A 16,163-nucleotide genomic window follows, 5' to 3' on the forward strand; every position below is an offset into this window, starting at 1 on the left:
CATCGTTTCGTCGGCCGACGGGGGCGGCCACCGGAGATGCCCAATCGTTAGGGTCTCGTGGCGTGACCGATACGGACCAGACGCGTGGCGAGGACCCGGGCGGCTGGCTGCGCGCGGTCGCCGTCTCAGCCTATGGACCCACGCTGCTCGGCTCGACCGGCGCGGGCGCCGTCTCGCCCATCATCGCGGTCTCGGCTCGCGACCTCGGGGCCTCGGTCGGGGTGGCGGCGCTGCTCGTCGCGGCGGTCGGCGTGGGGCAGCTGGTCGGTGACCTGCCGTCCGGGGCGCTCGCAGCACGTATCGGCGAGCGCCGGGCGCTGCTCGTCGCCGCCGTCATCGAGGCGGTGGGGATGCTCGTGGCGGCGCTCGCGGGCACGCTGGCGGTGCTCTTCGTCGGCGTCTTTGTCATCGGCCTGGCCGGGTCGCTCTTCGGTCTCGCCCGGCAGGCCTACCTCACCGAGGCGGTCCCGGTGGCGATGCGCGCCCGTGCGCTCTCGACCCTCGGCGGGGTGCACCGCATCGGCTACTTCGTCGGGCCCTTCATCGGCGCGCTCGTCGTGGCGCGGTGGGGGATCGAGTCGGCCTACCTCGTCGGCGGCGTCGCGAGCGTCTGCGCCTTCGTGCTCGTGCTGCTCGCCCCGGACATCACCGCGGCGACGCACCGCGTGGCGACGGGAGCGGCGCCGCTGTCGGTCGCCTCGGTGCTGATGCGGCACCGCTTCGTCCTGCTGACCCTCGGCACCGGTGCGATGAGCGTCGCGGGGGCCCGAGCGATCCGGGAGGCCCTCGTGCCGCTCTGGGCCGAGTCGGTGGGCTTCTCACCGGCCCAGACCTCCCTCGTCTTCGGCGTCGCCGGCGCGCTCGACATGGCGCTCTTCTATCCCTCGGGGTGGCTCATGGACCGCTTCGGCCGGGTCGCCGCCGCCGTGCCGAGCATGGTGGTGCTCGGGGTCGGGATGATGCTGCTGCCCCTCGCCACGACCCTCGTGGCGGTCACCGCGGCGGCCACCGTGCTGGGACTCGGCAACGGCCTCGGCGCCGGGCTCATCATGACGCTCGGGGCCGACGCGTCACCCGACGAGGGGCGGGCGCAGTTCCTCGGCGGCTGGCGCCTGTGCGCCGACGTGGGAAGGGCTGCGGGCCCGCTGGCGTTGTCAGCCCTGACCGCCATCATGTCGCTGGGCGCCTCGTCGGTCGTGCTGGGAGCCGGGGCCCTCGTGGGCGCCGGCTGGCTGCGCGTGTGGGTGCCCCGCCACGACCCCACCGTCCGCCGGACGTGAGGGCGGATGACGCTGCGTGATTCTGAGAAGGTAGGACCGTGACGGACCTGATCGACACCACCGAGATGTACCTGCGCACGATCTACGAGCTCGAGGAGGAGGGCATCGTCCCCCTGCGGGCCCGCATCGCCGAGCGCCTCGGCCACTCCGGTCCGACCGTGTCGCAGACCGTGGCGCGCATGGAGCGCGACGGTCTCGTCGCCGTCTCGGGCGACCGTCACCTCGAGCTGTCCGGCCAGGGACGGCTGCTCGCCACCCGCGTCATGCGCAAGCACCGCCTCGCCGAGCGGCTGCTCGTCGACGTCATCGGCCTCGAGTGGGAGTACGCCCACGACGAGGCGTGCCGCTGGGAGCACGTCATGTCCGAGAAGGTCGAGCGCAAGATCCTCGGCCTCATCGGCGACGGCCTCGAGTCGCCCTACGGCAACCCGATCCCGGGCCTGCACGAGCTCGGGGTCGACGGCGGCGGCGACTTCCTCACCGGCCTCACCACCCTCACCGAGTCGGTCGACGAGGTGCCCCGGGTCGTGACGATCCGGCGCATCGGCGAGCCCGTGCAGGTCGACCCCGAAGCGCTCTCGCTGCTGACGAGCGCCGGAGTCGTGCCGGGTGCGCGGGTCGAGGTCGTGCGGCAGGGCGGCCGGGTCGTCGCCGTGCGCGAGGGCGGCGAGCGTGAGACCGGCGTGTCGCTGCCCGCCGACATCGCCCAGCACGTCTTCTGCCAGGGCGCCTGATCGGTCCGGTTTCGTCCTGTTACGTGCTCGGACCGAACCGGGGCAAAAGAGTGCCGAGATTGATGTGGACGCCGACGTGACAACCCCCACCGAGTTGGGTACGGTTGGCGCACTCGCTCTCCCCGTCGAGTGAGTGCCCCGGGTCGGACCGCCTAGTCCTGCCACCGCCTCTGGGCTCGGCACGAACCCGCATGGCAGGAGCGGGGGAACCACTCTTTCCGAGCGTCGAGAGACGTTCTCGGGGTGAAGCCCTCCGTGGACCGCAAGGTCCGAGCGAAGGCCGGGCTATCTTTCCTCCAGCCCGAACCCGACAGCTCACCTCGTAGGCGTCGAGAGGTCAAACGTGGCTCAGAACGTTCCCGGGCGCCACCGCGCCCCCGGTCGCTTCAGCGCGATGTCAGAGCTGAAGACCATTGCGAAGGAATCCGCTCAGCCGGCCGTCAAGGGCGCCGCCATCGTCGCTGCCTCTGGCGGCCTCGTCGCGTCGTTCGCCGGCACCGCCAACGCGGCCGAGGGCTCTGGCCCCGCCGTGGCTGCCGACGCCGCCACCACCACGACGGCTCCCGCCGTGGTCGGTCCGCAGGCCGGCTCCGTCCAGGCCCCCTCGGCCCTGTCCTCGATCGGCTTCGTCGCGAAGCCGGCGTCCAAGACGACCACGGTCAAGCCGCTCGTCATCAAGGACGTCCAGGTCGAGACGCAGCGCAAGGAGGCCAAGGCCAAGGCTGCCGAGGATCGCGCCGCCGCCCGTCAGGCTGCCGCGAACCGCACGAGCACGTCCGCGTCGCGCAGCACCACCCGGACCGCCCTGCCGGACCCGGCCCCCAGCGCCTCAGGCATCGTCGGCATCGCGAAGTCGATGTTCGGTGTGCCCTACGTCTACGGCGGCACGACGCCGAGCGGCTTCGACTGCTCCGGCCTCACGTCCTACGTCTACCGCCAGGCCGGCATCAGCATCCCGCGCACGGCCTCGGCCCAGAAGGCCGCCGCCACCCCCGTCTCGAGCCCCCGCCCCGGCGACCTCGTCTTCTTCGGCTACCCCGTCTACCACGTGGGCATCTACGTGAGCCCGGGCACGATGATCGACGCGCAGCGCCCCGGCACGACGATCGGCTACCACTCCATCTGGACGACCCCGTCGGGCTACGGCCGCTTCTGAGCCGCCGCACCACCGCGTCCCACGGGGCGCACCCACGGACCTCTCGTCCGCAGCACGGTCGCTGTGATCTGCCACGGTGAACAGCCGCTGAGAAGAACTGCTGACGAAGAACCACTGAGAAGAGCCCCCGAGCGCCCGCTCGGGGGCTCTTCTCGTCCGCCCTGCACACACAGGTTTCGGGGCGCTCGGGGCCGTCCCCGGAGAGTGGTTGACTGAGGGGATGACGACGAACCAGCCCGCCGCCGACTCGACGACGCGCATCGACCTCGACCTGTGGGTCGACCTCGTGTGTCCGTGGTCGTGGATCGCCAAGCACCGGGTGGAGCACGCCATCGCCGCCTTCGAGCGCCCGCACGACGTGACCCTGCACCTGCACGCGTTCCAGCTCGACCCCGGCGTGCCCATCGGTGGCTCAGTCCCGGTGGCCCAGCACCTCGGCGAGAAGTACGGCGGAGCCCTCGAGGGTGGCCGCCTCATGACGGCGCGGGCGAGCGAGGAGGCGCAGGCCGACGACCTCGTCTTCGACCTCGACGCCGCCGTGCGGGCCAACACCTTCGACGCGCACCGCCTGTGCGCCCTCGCCCACGAGATGGGTGGCCCCGCCCTGCAGTCGGCTGCGGTCGAGCGCTTCCTGTCGGCGCACTTCCGCGAGGGGCTCGCGCTCGATGACCTCGAGGTGCTGCAGCGGCTCTCGGCCGAGTGCGGCATGGACGAGAGGCGCGTCGGCGCCGTGCTCGCCTCCGACAGCTACGCCGACCGCGTGCGCGACGACGAGGCGCGGGCTCGCGGCATGGGCGTGACGGCGACGCCCTTCATCCTCGCCAACGAGTATGCCGCCCTGACCGGCGTGCACCCCACGGCCGACTACCTCGCCCTCCTCCGAGGCGTCGCGGTCGCCTGAGTCCCGCTGACGGGCTGGTGCGGAGGGCCGAGCCCCGGCAGAGCGCGTCGCTCAGGAGGTGGCGGAGCGGTCCTCGGCCGGCGCCCGTCCCCACGAGACGCCCTCGCGCACGACGGCCGGGGCGTCGTCGACGAGCTGGCGGTCGGGCTGCGCACCGAGCGCGTCGTTGACGGTCGAGAACGCGAGCCGCAGCGCGACGAAGGTCGTGAGCGCGAAGATCTGCCGGTCGTCGAAGCCGGCCCGCCGCAGCGGCTCGAGGTCCGCGGCGGTGGTCCCGTTGGGGTCGGTGGCGACAGCGCGTGCCCACTGCGCGAGCGCCCGGTCTGCATCGTCCAGCTCCGCATCGTCGGCGGCGAGGACCGCGCCCGCCACATCATCGCCTGCGGCTCCGGCGAGGCGGGCTCCCCAGGCGAGCGAGCAGTAGGCGTCGCCCAGGCTGCGAGCAGCCCCGGAAACGAGGATGCCGCGCTGGCGGAAGGTCAGCCCCGCCACCTTGACCATCTCGGCGAGCAGGCCGAAGAGCGCGTCGTGGGCCTGCGGCACGTGCGCCCACACCCGGGTGAGGTTCATGACGAAGCCGTGGTCGGCGAGGTCGTGGGCGTAGAGACGCTGCACGTCGTCGTCGACCTGCGGCACGTCGAGGAAGCTCGTCGGCACCGACACCGGCGGGGGAGCCGTCGTCTCAGGCGAGGTCGGGCCCTCGGCGGGGCCGGGGCCGCTGAGGCCTCTGCTGTTGCTGTCCATGTCGATCACCTGCGCTGCCTGCTCGTCAGCCGGCGCCACGGAAACGGTGGCCCCTCGGCCTCGTTGGGAGTGTAGGCCGCGTTCCTGACGAGGTCCTCTCACCTGACACGGGTGATTCAGCGCCGACCTTCCTCAGGCTCCTGCCGGGCCGAGGGCGCGCCGCTAGCATCAGTGCCAGCGGGCTGCCCTGCGTCGCCCGGACCCCTGCTGGAGGAGAAGACGTCATGAGCAGCGGATCGAAGGGCCCGGTCAAGCGGCCGCTCAGCGTGACCCTCGTCGCTGTCGTCCTCGTGCTCACCGCGTTGCTCGACACCCTCGTCGCCTACGGCCTCATCGAGGGTCGCGTCGTCGGCCTCGGCCGTGTCATCGACACGGCCGCCGTGCCAGCGGACGCCAACGCGCAGGCGACGTACGAGGTGCTCGGGTGGATCTTCGTGGCGATCGCCATCGCCCAGGTGGTGCTCGCCGTCCTCGTGGCCCGAGGCCACAACGGCGCCCGGCTCGTCGTCACGCTTGTCATCGCCGCGCGGCAGGCGTACAGCTGGGCGCTCCTCGCCCAGTTCGACGGTCAGGCCCTGCAGGGCCTGCTCAGCCTCGCACTGTCGACCCTCATCCTCTTCCTCCTGTGGAACCGTGCGGCCACCGCCTGGTTCGAGCGCGGCCACGAGGGCGCGGTGGGGCGCGCGACCGGCAACCCCTTCACCGAGCCCTCCCGCGGCTCTGGTGCGCGCGTGTTCGACTTCATCGCGCGCCTCACGGTCATCGCGCTGACGATCGTTATCACGCCGGGCGTGACGGTGACGAACTCGATCTCCCTCGTGCTCGTCGTCCTCGCGATCGTCGTCGCCGGCTGGCTGCTCCGCCCGGTCTTCGTGCGCATCGCGGGGCTCTTCGGCTGGGCGGGCGCCGTGCTGCTCGCCCTCTTCGCCAATGCCGCCGTCATCGGCCTCGCCTTCTACCTCACTCCCGGCATCGAGGTCGACGGCTTCCTGTCGGTCCTCGTCGCGTCGTGGATCTACGGCTTCGCGATGGCCGCCCTGACGTGGCTCTTCTCGATCAACAGCCAGGACTACCTCACGGTCCACGCCGTGCGCATGAGCAGCGCGGGGCGCCGTCGCGGGCGGCGCGGTGACTCGGGCGGCGCGCCCGAGGTAGCGGACGGCATACCCGGAGTCGTCTTCATTCAGCTCGACGGGGTGCCGGCCCCCTTGCTGGAGAACGAGATCCGCGCCGGCAACCTGCCGACGATCAGCAGCTGGGTGCGCTCGGGGAGCCACACGTGGACCGAGTGGCGCGCTCGCGTGCCCTCGACCACGCCGGTGAGCCAGGCGGGCCTGCTGCACGGAAACAACCACGGCATCCCGGCCTTCCGCTGGTGGGACCGCGAGGCCGGACGCCTGCTCGTGGCCAACCGGCCTGCCGATGCGGCGGTCATCGAGGAGCGGCTCTCGGACGGGAGGGGCCTGCTCGCCGACGACGGCGTCAGCATCTCCAACCTCTTCTCGGGCGACGCGCCGACCTCGCTCCTGACGATGAGCGGGCTGCGCCAGCGCTCGACGGGGCTCGGCCCCTCGTCGTCGTATGCCGCCTTCTTCACCCACCCGGCCGGGCTCGCTCGCGCGGTGGTCATGACGCTCGGCGAGATGGTCAAGGAGGTCTTCCAGAGCCGGCGGCAGGAGCGCCGTGGCGTCGTGCCGCGCATCGACCGCAGCGGCTCCTACGTCGCCCTGCGGGCCGTGACCAACGTCCTGCTGCGCGACCTCAACGTCGCTCTCGTCGTCGAGGCCATGATGCGCGGATCGCGTTCGATCTACGTCGACTTCGTCGACTACGACGAGATCGCCCACCACGCAGGCGTTTCCCGGCCCGAGTCGCTCGCCTCGCTCTACGGGCTCGACGACGTCGTGCGCTCGCTGCACGCCGTGGCCGAGGCGGGAGTCACTCCGCGGCCCTACCACTTCGTCCTTGTGTCCGACCACGGGCAGAGCCAGGGCGCGACGTTCCGCCAGCGCTACGGACTCACCCTCGAGGAGCTCGTGCGCCAGCACCTCTCCGGGAGCGCATCCGTCGCGGCGGCCACGCAGGAGGTCGAGGCCTACGGCCCCGTCAACGTGCTCATCGGCCAGCTCGCCGGGCAGGAGAGCGTCACCGGACGGCTCACCCGGCGCGCCCTCGGTGCCCGCGACGTCAGCAACGCGACCGGCCCGTCCGCGAAGGGCTCCGACGGCCCGGTCGACGGTCTGAGCGAGGTGACGCCCGGCAGCGGCGCCGGCAGAGGGACACACGCGGCGACAGCGACGAAGCCCGGTGAGCGGCCCGCCGAGCCACCCGCCGAGCAGCCCGCCGAGCCACCCGATCTCGTCGTCGTCGGCTCCGGCAACCTCGGCGGCATCTGGTTCGCACGCGAGCCCGAGCGCCTCCTCGTCGAGGAGATCGAGGAGCGCCACCCGGGCCTGCTCACGGCGCTCGCCTCGCACGAGGGCATCGCCTTCATCGTGGTGATGGCCCCGACCGGGCCGGTGGCCATCGGCCCCGACGGCAGCACCGACCTCGGCACCGGTCTCGTGCGCGGCGTCGACCCGCTGGCGCACTTCGACGACGATGCGCGCCGCGACTTCGACCGGGTCGCGCGCTACGACGACGCGCCCGACATCTACGTCAACTCCCTCTACGACCCGGTGCTCGACGAGGTCGCGGCCTTCGAGGAGCTCGTCGGCTGCCACGGCGGCATCGGTGGCTGGCAGACCAGGCCGCTGCTCGTGCACCCCAAGGAGTGGCCGATCGACCCCGACCTCGTCGGGCCCGACGGGCGCATCCGCGGCGCCGACCAGGTGCACGTGCAGCTCGTCCGCTGGCTCGAGCGTCTCGGTCACCGCACCGACCTCGCCGCCGCGGTGGTCGAGGAGCTCGCGAGCGAGCCGGACGGCATACCCCCGGGGTGAGCGGGCGGCAGGAGCCTTCTGCCGTATGCCGTCAGGCGGGCCCGAGCGCGTCAGGTGAGACCGCGCCCGGCGGGGTGTCGTCGACAGGGATGACGTGGTCGAGGTTCGTGAGGCGCAGGACGGGGCGGATGGGGGAGCCTGGCGGCACGACGAGCCGGAGGTCCTGGCGACGGATGCGCAGCCGCTCGGCGAGGCGGAACACTGCGGCGATGCCGGCGCTGTCGAGGTAGGTCGTCGACGTGAGGTCGAGCACGACGCGCGCGGCGTCGTCGGGCACGGCGGCGGCGACGGCGTCGAACAGCGCTCTGGCGTTGGAGAGGTCGACCTCGCCGCTGACGGAGACGTGCTGGGTCTCGCCGACCCGGCGCGACTCGAGGCGGGCGAGCTCGCTCACGGCCGTGCGTCGATCGCGACGTCGCGGCGCAGGCGGACGGTGGTGCCGGTGGCGCCGTGCTCGACGTCGACGTCGTCCATGAGGCCCTGCATGAGCTGCAGCCCCCAGCCGCCGCCGCGGTCGACGGGAGCACGCCACCGGCCCTGGTCGCGCACCTGCAGCTCGAGGGTGCCGTCGACGATGTGTGCCTCGACGGCGAGCGGCCCAGGTGCGGTGGCGTCGCTGTAGGCGTGCTGCACGGCGTTGGCACAGGCCTCCCCGCAGGCGACGAGGATCTCGGCGGCGTCGTCGTCGGCGATGCCGCTCTCGCGCAGCCACCGGCGCACCGCGCCTCGCACCTGCACGAGCATCCGCGCCTCGGCCGGCAGACGCAGGACGAGGCTGCCGTCGGCCCGCACGGTCGGGCGGAGGGCGACGAGCGCCACGTCGTCGGCGACCTGGCGCGCGTCGATCATCGCCCCGAGCACGTGGTCGCACAGGGTCTCGAGGTCCTGCTCGGGGGCGCTCCGGACCGAGTCGACCACCTCGTCGGCGAGGTGCGCGAGACCCTGCGTGATCGGCTCGCCTCGGCGCTCGACGAGACCATCGGTGTAGAGCAGGAGGGTGGCGCCGGGGGCGAGGTCGGAGGTCGCCTCGGAGAAGATCGCCTCGCTCGTCACCCCGAGCGGCGGGGCGAGGCCGCCGGTGAGGTAGGTGCTCTCGCCGTCGTGGACGACCAGTGCCGGGGGGTGCCCCGCGTTGCTGAAGCGGAGACTGCCCGTCGACGGGTCGTGGACGAGGTAGAGCAGGGTCACCATCTCGGGCACCCTCAGCTGCGAGACGAGCTGGTGCACCCCGCTCATCACGGAGGCTGGGGCGGGGTCCTGCAGGGCGTAGGCCCGCAGCGCCACGCGCACCTGCACCATGGTCGCCGCTGCGTGCAGGCCGTGGCCGGCGACGTCGCCGATGGCGAGACCGACGAGGCCGTCGGGCAGCGGGATGACGTCGTACCAGTCGCCCCCGACCTGCACGTCCGACGTCGCCGGCACGTAGCGCGCTGCGATGTCGACGCCCGGCAGCTCGGCGATGCGGTCGGGCAGGAGGCTGCGCTGCAGAGTCTCGGCGATCTCGTGCTCGCGGCGCGACCGAGCCTCCTCCGCGGTCAGCTGCTCCTGCGCCTGCGAACGCTCCCTCATCTCCTGCACGAGCCGGGCGTTGGCCGTGGAGAGCTGGAGCGTGCGCTGCTGGACCCGCTCCTCGAGCTGGGCAGCTGCATCCGCCAGTTCCCTTGCCTCCTCTCGTCTTTCGCTGACAAGAGCCGCAAAGACGAAGGAGGCCAGAGCCACACAGACGTTGAACGCCTGGAGCGTGGCCATCTGCTCGAGCACGGAGAACCCGGCGAAGGGGCCGAGGTCGCGAACCGCGGCCCACGTCGCCACGAGCGACGCGGTGAGGGCCGCAGGGGCGGCGCCGCGCAGCTGGAGCCGCCACGCCGCCCAACCGACGACGGGCAGCACGAGGAAGAGGAGCGGCAGCCGGCTCTGCGCCGACCAGCCGATGATCGCGGTCGTCGCGAGGAGGAAGAGCGCCGCCTCGAGCCACCGTCGCAGCGGCCACGGCTCGAGCTCCACAGAGAGGGGAAGGCTGAGCAGGAAGGGTGCGACGACGAGCACCCCCATCGCGTCACCGGTCCACCACACCGTCCACGCGGTCGGCAGCTCGCGCAGCGTGATGGTGCCGGCGGCGGCGAGGGTCGCCGCACCGACCGTCGCGCTCACGAGCATCGCCGCGAGCGCGCCGACGAAGATGATCGCGAGGGCGTCGCGCAGCCGGCCGAGGTCTCGGCGGAAGTCGACCCGGTCCAGCAGCACGACCGCGAGGTAGGGCGCGAGGGTGTTGCCGACCGCGGTCACGGCGGCTGCGAGCACCGTCTCGCTGATCGGCACGTTGACGGCCAGGGCGGCGAGGGCGACGGCGGGCCACATGCGCCGGCCGAGGACGAGCATCGCCGCGACCGCGACGCCGGTCGGTGGCCAGAGGGGCGTGACGTTGGCGTCGACGAGCGAGAGCCCGAGGCCGAGGCGGGCGCTCGCGTAGTACGTCAGCGCGACGAGCGCGAGGGCGGTGGCGCGGGCTGCCGCGGTCTGCGGCACGAGCGAGGGGGTATGCCGGGAGGCGGGGTCACGCTCCGCGGTCATGTCCCGCTACGACTCCGTCGCCTCTGTCGTCCCGGTGCACGGCCATGGGCGAAGCCTAGGCACCCGCGACCCCTGCTGGCCCCAAATCTGCGGATTGTCAGTGCCGCGCTCACGCCGCCACACCTCCAGACCACCAGCACACCGTCTCCGAGGTGGGCATGGCCTCGAAGTGCGCGCCTGAGCAGCGGCACTCCCGGGGGCCAACGGTGCCTGTCAGGGCCAGCGGCACACGTGGGAGCCTGGCACGCACGACGGGCCTGCACGCATACCGTCTCCGAGGTGGGCATGGCCTCGAGGTGCGCGTCTGAGCAGCGGCACTCCCGGGGCGGTGCCTGTCAGGGCCAGCGGCACACGTGGGAGCCGGGCACGCACGACGGGCCTGCACGCATACCGTCTCCGAGGTGGGCATGGCCTCGAGGTGTGCGTCTGAGCCGGCGGCAGGGCTTCGCTGCTAGAGGGTGCACGGTCCGTTCGAGCCGTCGGGGCACGTGGTGCCGCCCGTCGTCGTGCCGAGCCGGGTCGGGTCGTAGGCGAACGCGACAGGGACCCTCGCACCGGCGTAGCCGTCGTAGATCTTCTCGAACTGGCCCTTCGCCGTGGCGACCGTGGCGCCGCGCATGTTGAGGCCGTCCATGTTCGCCCCGGTGAAGTCCGCGCCCTCGAGATGGGCGTCGTAGACGCTCGCGGGGGTGTGGGTCGTGTCGCTCGACGGGGTGAGCTGGGTGGGGGTCGTCCCGTTGTCGAGGAACCTCGCCCCGGTGAGGTCGGCCGTGGCGAACGACGCCGCCGACAGCTGGGCGCCGTTGAAGACCGCGAGCACGACGCTCGCGCCGTCGAACTTCGAGAAGTTCATCGAGGCGCCGACGGCGCTCGCCGACTGGCTGCCACTGACGGCGGACGAGGTGACGAAGAGGGATCCGGAGAAGTCGACGCCGTCGCAGTGCGCCCCGTCGAGAACGGTGTTGACGAGGAAGGCGTCGGTGACGACAGCGGCCTCGAGCTTGTCCTGGCCGAGCGGTGCGGGTGGGCGGGCCTCCTCGCGGACGGGGAGTCTGCCGCCGGCGCCCGTGTGCACGGCAAGGGCGGCTGCGACGTCGGCCCCTTCGGCGATGAGGTAGGCGCTGTCGAGGTTGGCGAGAGTGAGGTTGGCGCCGCTGAGCTTGGCCCCCTTGAGGAGGGCGTTGGTCAGGGTGGCGCCCTGGAGGTTCGCCCCCTGCAGCTGGATCTCGTACATCCGGGTGCCCACGAAGGAGGCTCCGCTGAGGTCGACCTTCTCGAGGCTCAGACCCGTGGGGAGCAGCGCGTGGTCGGCCACGAGCGTGCCGATGGCAGAGGGGATCCCCGTGATCGTGGCGAGTGTGAGGTCGAGGAACGCCCAGTTGGCGCCGAGCACGGGGAAGGGGACGGTCGCGCCGGAGAAGGTCGTGCGGAGCGTCGTCGAGCGGGTGAACTGGGGAGCGGCGTCGAACTGCGTCGTGCTGAGGTCGACGCCGTCGAAGTGGGTGCCCTGAAGGCTGGCACCGTGCAGGATCGTGCCGCCGAGGTGGGCGCCCGTGAGGTCGGCCCCGTCGAGATGGGCGCCCGTGAGGTCGGCGCCGGTGAGCACCGCACCCTTGAGCGACGCGCCCTGGAGGAAGGCGCCACGCAGGTTGCGACCGGTGAGGTTGGCGTTGTCGAGGATGGCTCCCTCGAGGCGGGCCGATGCGGCTCCAGCGATGGTGGTGAGGTCGGAGCCGGTGAAGTTCGCCGACGCCCAGGTGGTGGCGGTGGCGAGGTCGTGCGCGCCGAGGTGGACGCCTTGGAGCGACGCGCTCGTGAAGTCTGCGCCCGAGATCGAGGTGACGCCGACGAGGGTGGCTCCGGAGAGGTTGCTCTTCTGGAGGTTCGCGTTCGCAAGGGTGATCGCGCCGAGGTCGCGCCCCGACAGGTCGGTGTCGTAGGCCGAGTTCGTGATCTGCAGCAGCGGCAGCAGGTCGCCGCTGATGCGGATCGCGGCGGGACTCGCCGACGAGATGAAACTGCCGGTGCCGAGTCCCCACTGCTCCGGGTACCAGCCTCCCTGCACGCCCGAGAGGTACTGCCCCGCAAAGGAGCCGGCAGTCGCCTGGAGCGAGACCCGGCCCTGGCCGAGGTTGGAGATCCGGAAGGTCTGCTCGGGACCGATGCTGTCGGAGGAGAACTCCGGGCTGGTTCCGAGCCACAGCATCATGCCTCCGACGTTGCCCTGGTTGTCGGTGGTCGCATAGTGGGAGTTCCAGTAGTACGCGTAGTTGTTGCCGTCCTGGTCCTGGGTGCCGGCACCGAAGGCGACCTGGCTGCTGCCGAGGTCGAAGACGGTCCAGCCGTTGCCCCCGTCGAAGACGGCGACGACGAGACCTCCGGCATAACGGAACTCGGATGACTCGAGCTGCACCCACCCGATGCCGTCGACGCCGAGCTGCCACGTGGTGATCGCGTTCATCGTCATCGTTCCTCGCTCTGCGAGCCCCGTCGGGCTGCTGGGGTGTGGGGGAGGTACTCGCTGAGCGAGGGCTCGGTGCGACCGCCCGGCCCGGCGATCTGCTGGAAGTTGAGGGTGTAGACGTTGCGCCAGAGATCGACCGCCAGTCCGCCTGCCACGAGTCCCTGCTGGTGCAGCAGATGGGTCCCTGTCGGCGCGTAGATGTCGAGGTGGAAGTCCGACGGGTCGTAGCCGTTGCCGTTCTGGCTGAGGACGTAGAGGTAGCCGGCGACGTCGGAGCTCATCGAGAGGTGGACGACGTCGATGCCCTCCGGAGCGTGCGACACGAGCGGGATCCAGTAGGGGGTCGGCGTCGTCGGGAAGGCCGGCACCGGATGACCGCCGCGGCTGAACGCCTGGATGCGCCGGTTGCCCGCCTCGAGGACGAGGATCGTCTGGTCGGGTCGGATGCAGGTGAGGGCGGGGGCACCCAGGCGCCCGGAACCCGTGCCCGGCCCCAGCGGCATACAGGCCCACGGTGCTTGTGCGTCAGGGGTGCCCGCGGGAGCCAGCCGGAGGATCTGCATGTTGTCGGCGGATGGGTTGACCCCCACGACGTAGCCGTTCGTGTGGATGGCGAGCGAGGTCGGCAGGCTCGCGAAGCGGCCCCAGCTGGTGCCCGTGGCGAGGTCGAAGCGACGCCTCGGGTCGTCCATCGGCACGTCGGCGCTCGTCACGGCGGTGACCTGCCGTAGGTGGAAGCCGCCCTTGGCGTCGCCCGACGGGTCGAGGAAGAACAGGCCGGGCCCGGCGAGCTCCGGACCCCCTTCGCTGGCGGTCCGGAGGTAGAGCAGCAGGGGCGCCTTGGAGTAGCCGGCCGGAGCGGTCATGTAGCCGGCTTGCGGCCACGTCGAGCTGGCGTCGCCGGAGACGGGGCGGAAGCCGATGTTCTGCATCGTGTCGAGCTCCGTGTCCAGCTCGGTGTCGGTGCCCTCGGCATCGACCGGCGGGATGCCGAGGCCCGAGGCCTCCCAGCCGTAGCCGAGGATGCCGAGGTCGTCGCTCAGGGTGATGGCGTTCAGCGCCTCGAGCACGTGCCCGCTCGGCCCGCTGCCGAGGCTCTCGGCCGTCTCGGTCGGGGCCTGCGCGCTCTCCTGCCAGGCGTAGCCGGCGCCGCCGGTGTAGGTCAGCACCTGGTGGTGGGCGTAGGTCGTCTCGGAGCTCAGCGGGTAGAGCTGCTGGGCCACCGCGACCCCGACGGACAGGACGCCGGCCTTCGTGTCGTTGATCTCGTTGGCCATGGACGCGGACTGGCCCTTGCCGACGCCCCAGCCCTCGGCGGAGAACATCGCGACGACGAAGGTGACGGTGCCGCCGACGGGCACGTCGTTCCAGTGGATCGTCAGGGAGGACCGGTTCGTGACGTCGACGGGTCCGGTCCACGTGCGAGTCGTGCTGTCGCTGAACTGCGCCGTGATGGCGACCGTCGTTGCGGTGGAGGGGAACTCGCCCGGGTGGCCGTTCACGTCCGCAGGGGTCAGGGTGATGACGGCGTTCATCGTCACCGTCAGGTCGAACTCGACCACCCGGGGTGACGAGATGACCTCGCCGATCGTCTGCGCGAGCTGCTCGACGGCGGCCTCCATCGCCAGGGCCTTGAGCGCCCACCCGACGTAGGGGATCGCCTCCTCCGCCTCCTCGGCGCCGAAGTAGAGGGCGAGCTGCGCGGCGACGTCGGAGGCCGTGAGGACCTTCGTGACGAGCGAGCTCGAGAGCGAGATGAGAGCGTCCTTGAGGTCGGCTCCGGTGTTGGCGTCACCGGTGAAGATGTCCTTGCCGATGGTGTAGACCTCGAGTGCCAGACTGGCGAGGAACGGCACGTTCTTGAAGATCGAGTCGAAGAGGGTGTCGCTCTCCTCCCCGGCGGTCGAGATGAGCGCGTAGGTCGGGATCGCGAGGTCGATGACCGATGTCATCGCGATCCCGAGCCAGGCCGCCATGGGGTCCCACTCGTTGCCCGACGGCGTGCCGAGGCTGCCGACGAGGAGCCGGATCCTGCCGACCGGGCCGCCGTCGCGGGGCAGCGAGAACGTGAGGTTCTTCTCCGCCTGCGAGACGGGGATGCCGAGGAAGGTGCTCTCGGCGCCGAGGAGACCGGCGAACTTCAAAGTGTTGTCGCGGCTCTCGATGAGGTCGAGCAGCTCCTGGCCGAAGCCCGGGTCGATGCCGAGACTCAGCCAGGCCTCGACGATCGGCTTCATCGCCCCCTTGATGAGCTCGGTCCAGATGTTGTCGTCGACGACCATGGGGGTCTTGCCGTCGCCGTGGAGGAAGCTGACGAAGAGCGAGGTGTGCCGCAGGTAGCTGTTGGTCACCGTGAGGTCGAGGACGAAGTCGTCGCTGAGGCCGTTGACGGTGACGGCGAGGCCGTAGTTGGGCCCGCCGTCTGCGAGGCTCACATGGTAGCCGGACGCATTCGCGGCGACGAGCGCCCTTGTGGGAGAGACCCGCCCGTCGCGTGCTGCGAGAGCGTCCTGTCGGGTCGGCTCACTGACGTCGACGTGGCTCACGCCGGGGTCGAGGTGCCAGCGCGTGCCCTGCAGGGTGTCGTCGCTGTAGATCGCGGCCTTGGACTGCCCGCTCACGGGCACCGCACTGTTCGCCACCATGGGGGCCAGCTCGTAGGTGAAGTACTGCTTGCCGTCGGGTCCGCGCACCGGTTGGCCGGCGTCGTCGACCATCGGCACCGGGTCGTTCCAGTGCGTGCCCATGGTGTCGATGGCGAGCCGCAGCCCCAGCAGGTTGGCGGCCGTCCCGATGTGGCCGAGCACGGTGTCGGCCGTGCTGGGGGTGAGCACGGAGACGCTCGGGTTGAGGAAGACGACGGCGCGCGCCACGTCGTCGAGGGTGTAGTGGTCGCCGTCGCCCGGAGTGGAGACGGCCATGGCCGCCAGGGTCGGGAAGCCGTTCTTGTCAGGCGGCCCGAGCACGCGATGCAGTCCGACGACGGCGGGTGCCGCACGGACCGCCCGGGCCACGTGGGTCGGCGGGACCGCCCCGTCCCCGGCGCGCCCATCGGCCGCGTCGGCCCTGTCGAGCCCGGCCTCGGCCAACGACTCCGGCGTATGCCGTTCGAGCGGGTAGGAGCGTCCGGCTGAGCGCAGCGTGTAGTCGGCGGTGAGGTGCTCGTCCCCGAGGAAGCTGAGGTCGAAGTGGACGTCCTGGGGCTCGTTCGCAGGGCGCGGCTCCGTCGACGCAGCTGACTCGGACATGAAGCGACCTCTCCCCGAAGCGACTCGCCCTGACGGTGGCCCCACGGCCCCTCGTCGTCAGCCTCTCACCGTCTCTCCGAGCCCGTGGCGACTTGTCCTTTCTTTACCCTTGCCGCCCTTCGT

General features: G+C 71.7%; 10 protein-coding genes and 1 riboswitch. Of the genes, 5 read left to right on the forward strand and 5 right to left on the reverse strand.

Features of this window, described 5'->3' with window-relative positions; translation table 11 throughout:
* The first annotated feature begins 62 nt into the window (after positions 1–62).
* From FHX52_RS23500 to FHX52_RS23515, 4 genes are all read left to right on the forward strand, one after another.
* Positions 63–1,280, forward strand: coding sequence for an MFS transporter (locus FHX52_RS23500; RefSeq protein ID WP_141824719.1), 1,218 nt, complete (start codon positions 63–65; stop codon positions 1,278–1,280).
* Positions 1,281–1,318: 38 nt separating this feature from the next.
* A complete protein-coding gene (locus FHX52_RS23505; RefSeq protein ID WP_141824720.1) occupies positions 1,319–2,014 on the forward strand; it encodes an iron-dependent transcriptional repressor DtxR in 696 nt (231 codons plus the stop codon).
* 168 nt (positions 2,015–2,182) lie between these two features.
* Positions 2,183–2,355, forward strand: a riboswitch (cyclic di-AMP (ydaO/yuaA leader).
* A gap of 2 nt (positions 2,356–2,357) precedes the next feature.
* The gene (locus FHX52_RS23510) at positions 2,358–3,170 is read left to right on the forward strand and encodes a C40 family peptidase (RefSeq protein WP_141824721.1); all 813 of its coding nucleotides are present in this window, start codon (positions 2,358–2,360) and stop codon (positions 3,168–3,170) included.
* Positions 3,171–3,390: 220 nt separating this feature from the next.
* A complete protein-coding gene (locus FHX52_RS23515; RefSeq protein ID WP_141824722.1) occupies positions 3,391–4,071 on the forward strand; it encodes a DsbA family oxidoreductase in 681 nt (226 codons plus the stop codon).
* 51 nt (positions 4,072–4,122) lie between these two features.
* On the opposite strand, the gene FHX52_RS23520 is transcribed toward FHX52_RS23515, so the two are convergent.
* Complete coding sequence (locus FHX52_RS23520) at positions 4,123–4,815, reverse strand: carboxymuconolactone decarboxylase family protein (RefSeq protein ID WP_246070360.1); 693 nt, start codon at positions 4,813–4,815, stop codon at positions 4,123–4,125.
* A 224-nt stretch (positions 4,816–5,039) separates the two neighbouring features.
* Here FHX52_RS23520 and FHX52_RS23525 point away from each other — a divergent pair, with 224 nt between their 5' ends.
* Positions 5,040–7,757, forward strand: a complete 2,718-nt coding sequence (locus FHX52_RS23525) for a phage holin family protein (protein ID WP_141824723.1) — start codon at positions 5,040–5,042, stop codon at positions 7,755–7,757.
* Positions 7,758–7,788: 31 nt separating this feature from the next.
* On the opposite strand, the gene FHX52_RS23530 is transcribed toward FHX52_RS23525, so the two are convergent.
* From FHX52_RS23530 to FHX52_RS23545, 4 genes are all read right to left on the reverse strand, one after another.
* Complete coding sequence (locus tag FHX52_RS23530; RefSeq protein ID WP_185747445.1) at positions 7,789–8,151, reverse strand: STAS domain-containing protein; 363 nt, start codon at positions 8,149–8,151, stop codon at positions 7,789–7,791.
* On the reverse strand, positions 8,148–10,328 hold the full coding sequence (locus tag FHX52_RS23535) for an ATP-binding SpoIIE family protein phosphatase (RefSeq protein ID WP_141824725.1): 2,181 nt from the start codon (positions 10,326–10,328) through the stop codon (positions 8,148–8,150). The genes FHX52_RS23530 and FHX52_RS23535 overlap by 4 nt, the downstream gene beginning before the upstream one ends.
* 451 nt (positions 10,329–10,779) lie before the next feature.
* A complete protein-coding gene (locus tag FHX52_RS23540; protein ID WP_141824726.1) occupies positions 10,780–12,795 on the reverse strand; it encodes a pentapeptide repeat-containing protein in 2,016 nt (671 codons plus the stop codon).
* Entirely contained in the window at positions 12,792–16,040 is a 3,249-nt protein-coding gene (locus tag FHX52_RS23545; RefSeq protein ID WP_221630692.1) for an NHL repeat-containing protein, read from the reverse strand. The genes FHX52_RS23540 and FHX52_RS23545 overlap by 4 nt, the downstream gene beginning before the upstream one ends.
* Positions 16,041–16,163 lie beyond the last annotated feature (123 nt).

It is taken from the genome of Humibacillus xanthopallidus, assembly GCF_006717145.1.
GTDB lineage: Bacteria > Actinomycetota > Actinomycetes > Actinomycetales > Dermatophilaceae > Humibacillus > Humibacillus xanthopallidus.

Bases quoted from the DNA above. Each gene is read 5' to 3' on its own strand.
- FHX52_RS23515 (WP_141824722.1), top strand. From the start codon at position 3,391: ATGACGACGAACCAGCCCGCCGCCGACTCGACGACGCGCATCGACCTC.
- FHX52_RS23520 (WP_246070360.1), bottom strand. From the start codon at position 4,815: ATGGACAGCAACAGCAGAGGCCTCAGCGGCCCCGGCCCCGCCGAGGGC.
- FHX52_RS23525 (WP_141824723.1), top strand. From the start codon at position 5,040: ATGAGCAGCGGATCGAAGGGCCCGGTCAAGCGGCCGCTCAGCGTGACC.
- FHX52_RS23535 (WP_141824725.1), bottom strand. From the start codon at position 10,328: ATGACCGCGGAGCGTGACCCCGCCTCCCGGCATACCCCCTCGCTCGTG.
- FHX52_RS23540 (WP_141824726.1), bottom strand. From the start codon at position 12,795: ATGACGATGAACGCGATCACCACGTGGCAGCTCGGCGTCGACGGCATC.
- FHX52_RS23545 (WP_221630692.1), bottom strand. From the start codon at position 16,040: ATGTCCGAGTCAGCTGCGTCGACGGAGCCGCGCCCTGCGAACGAGCCC.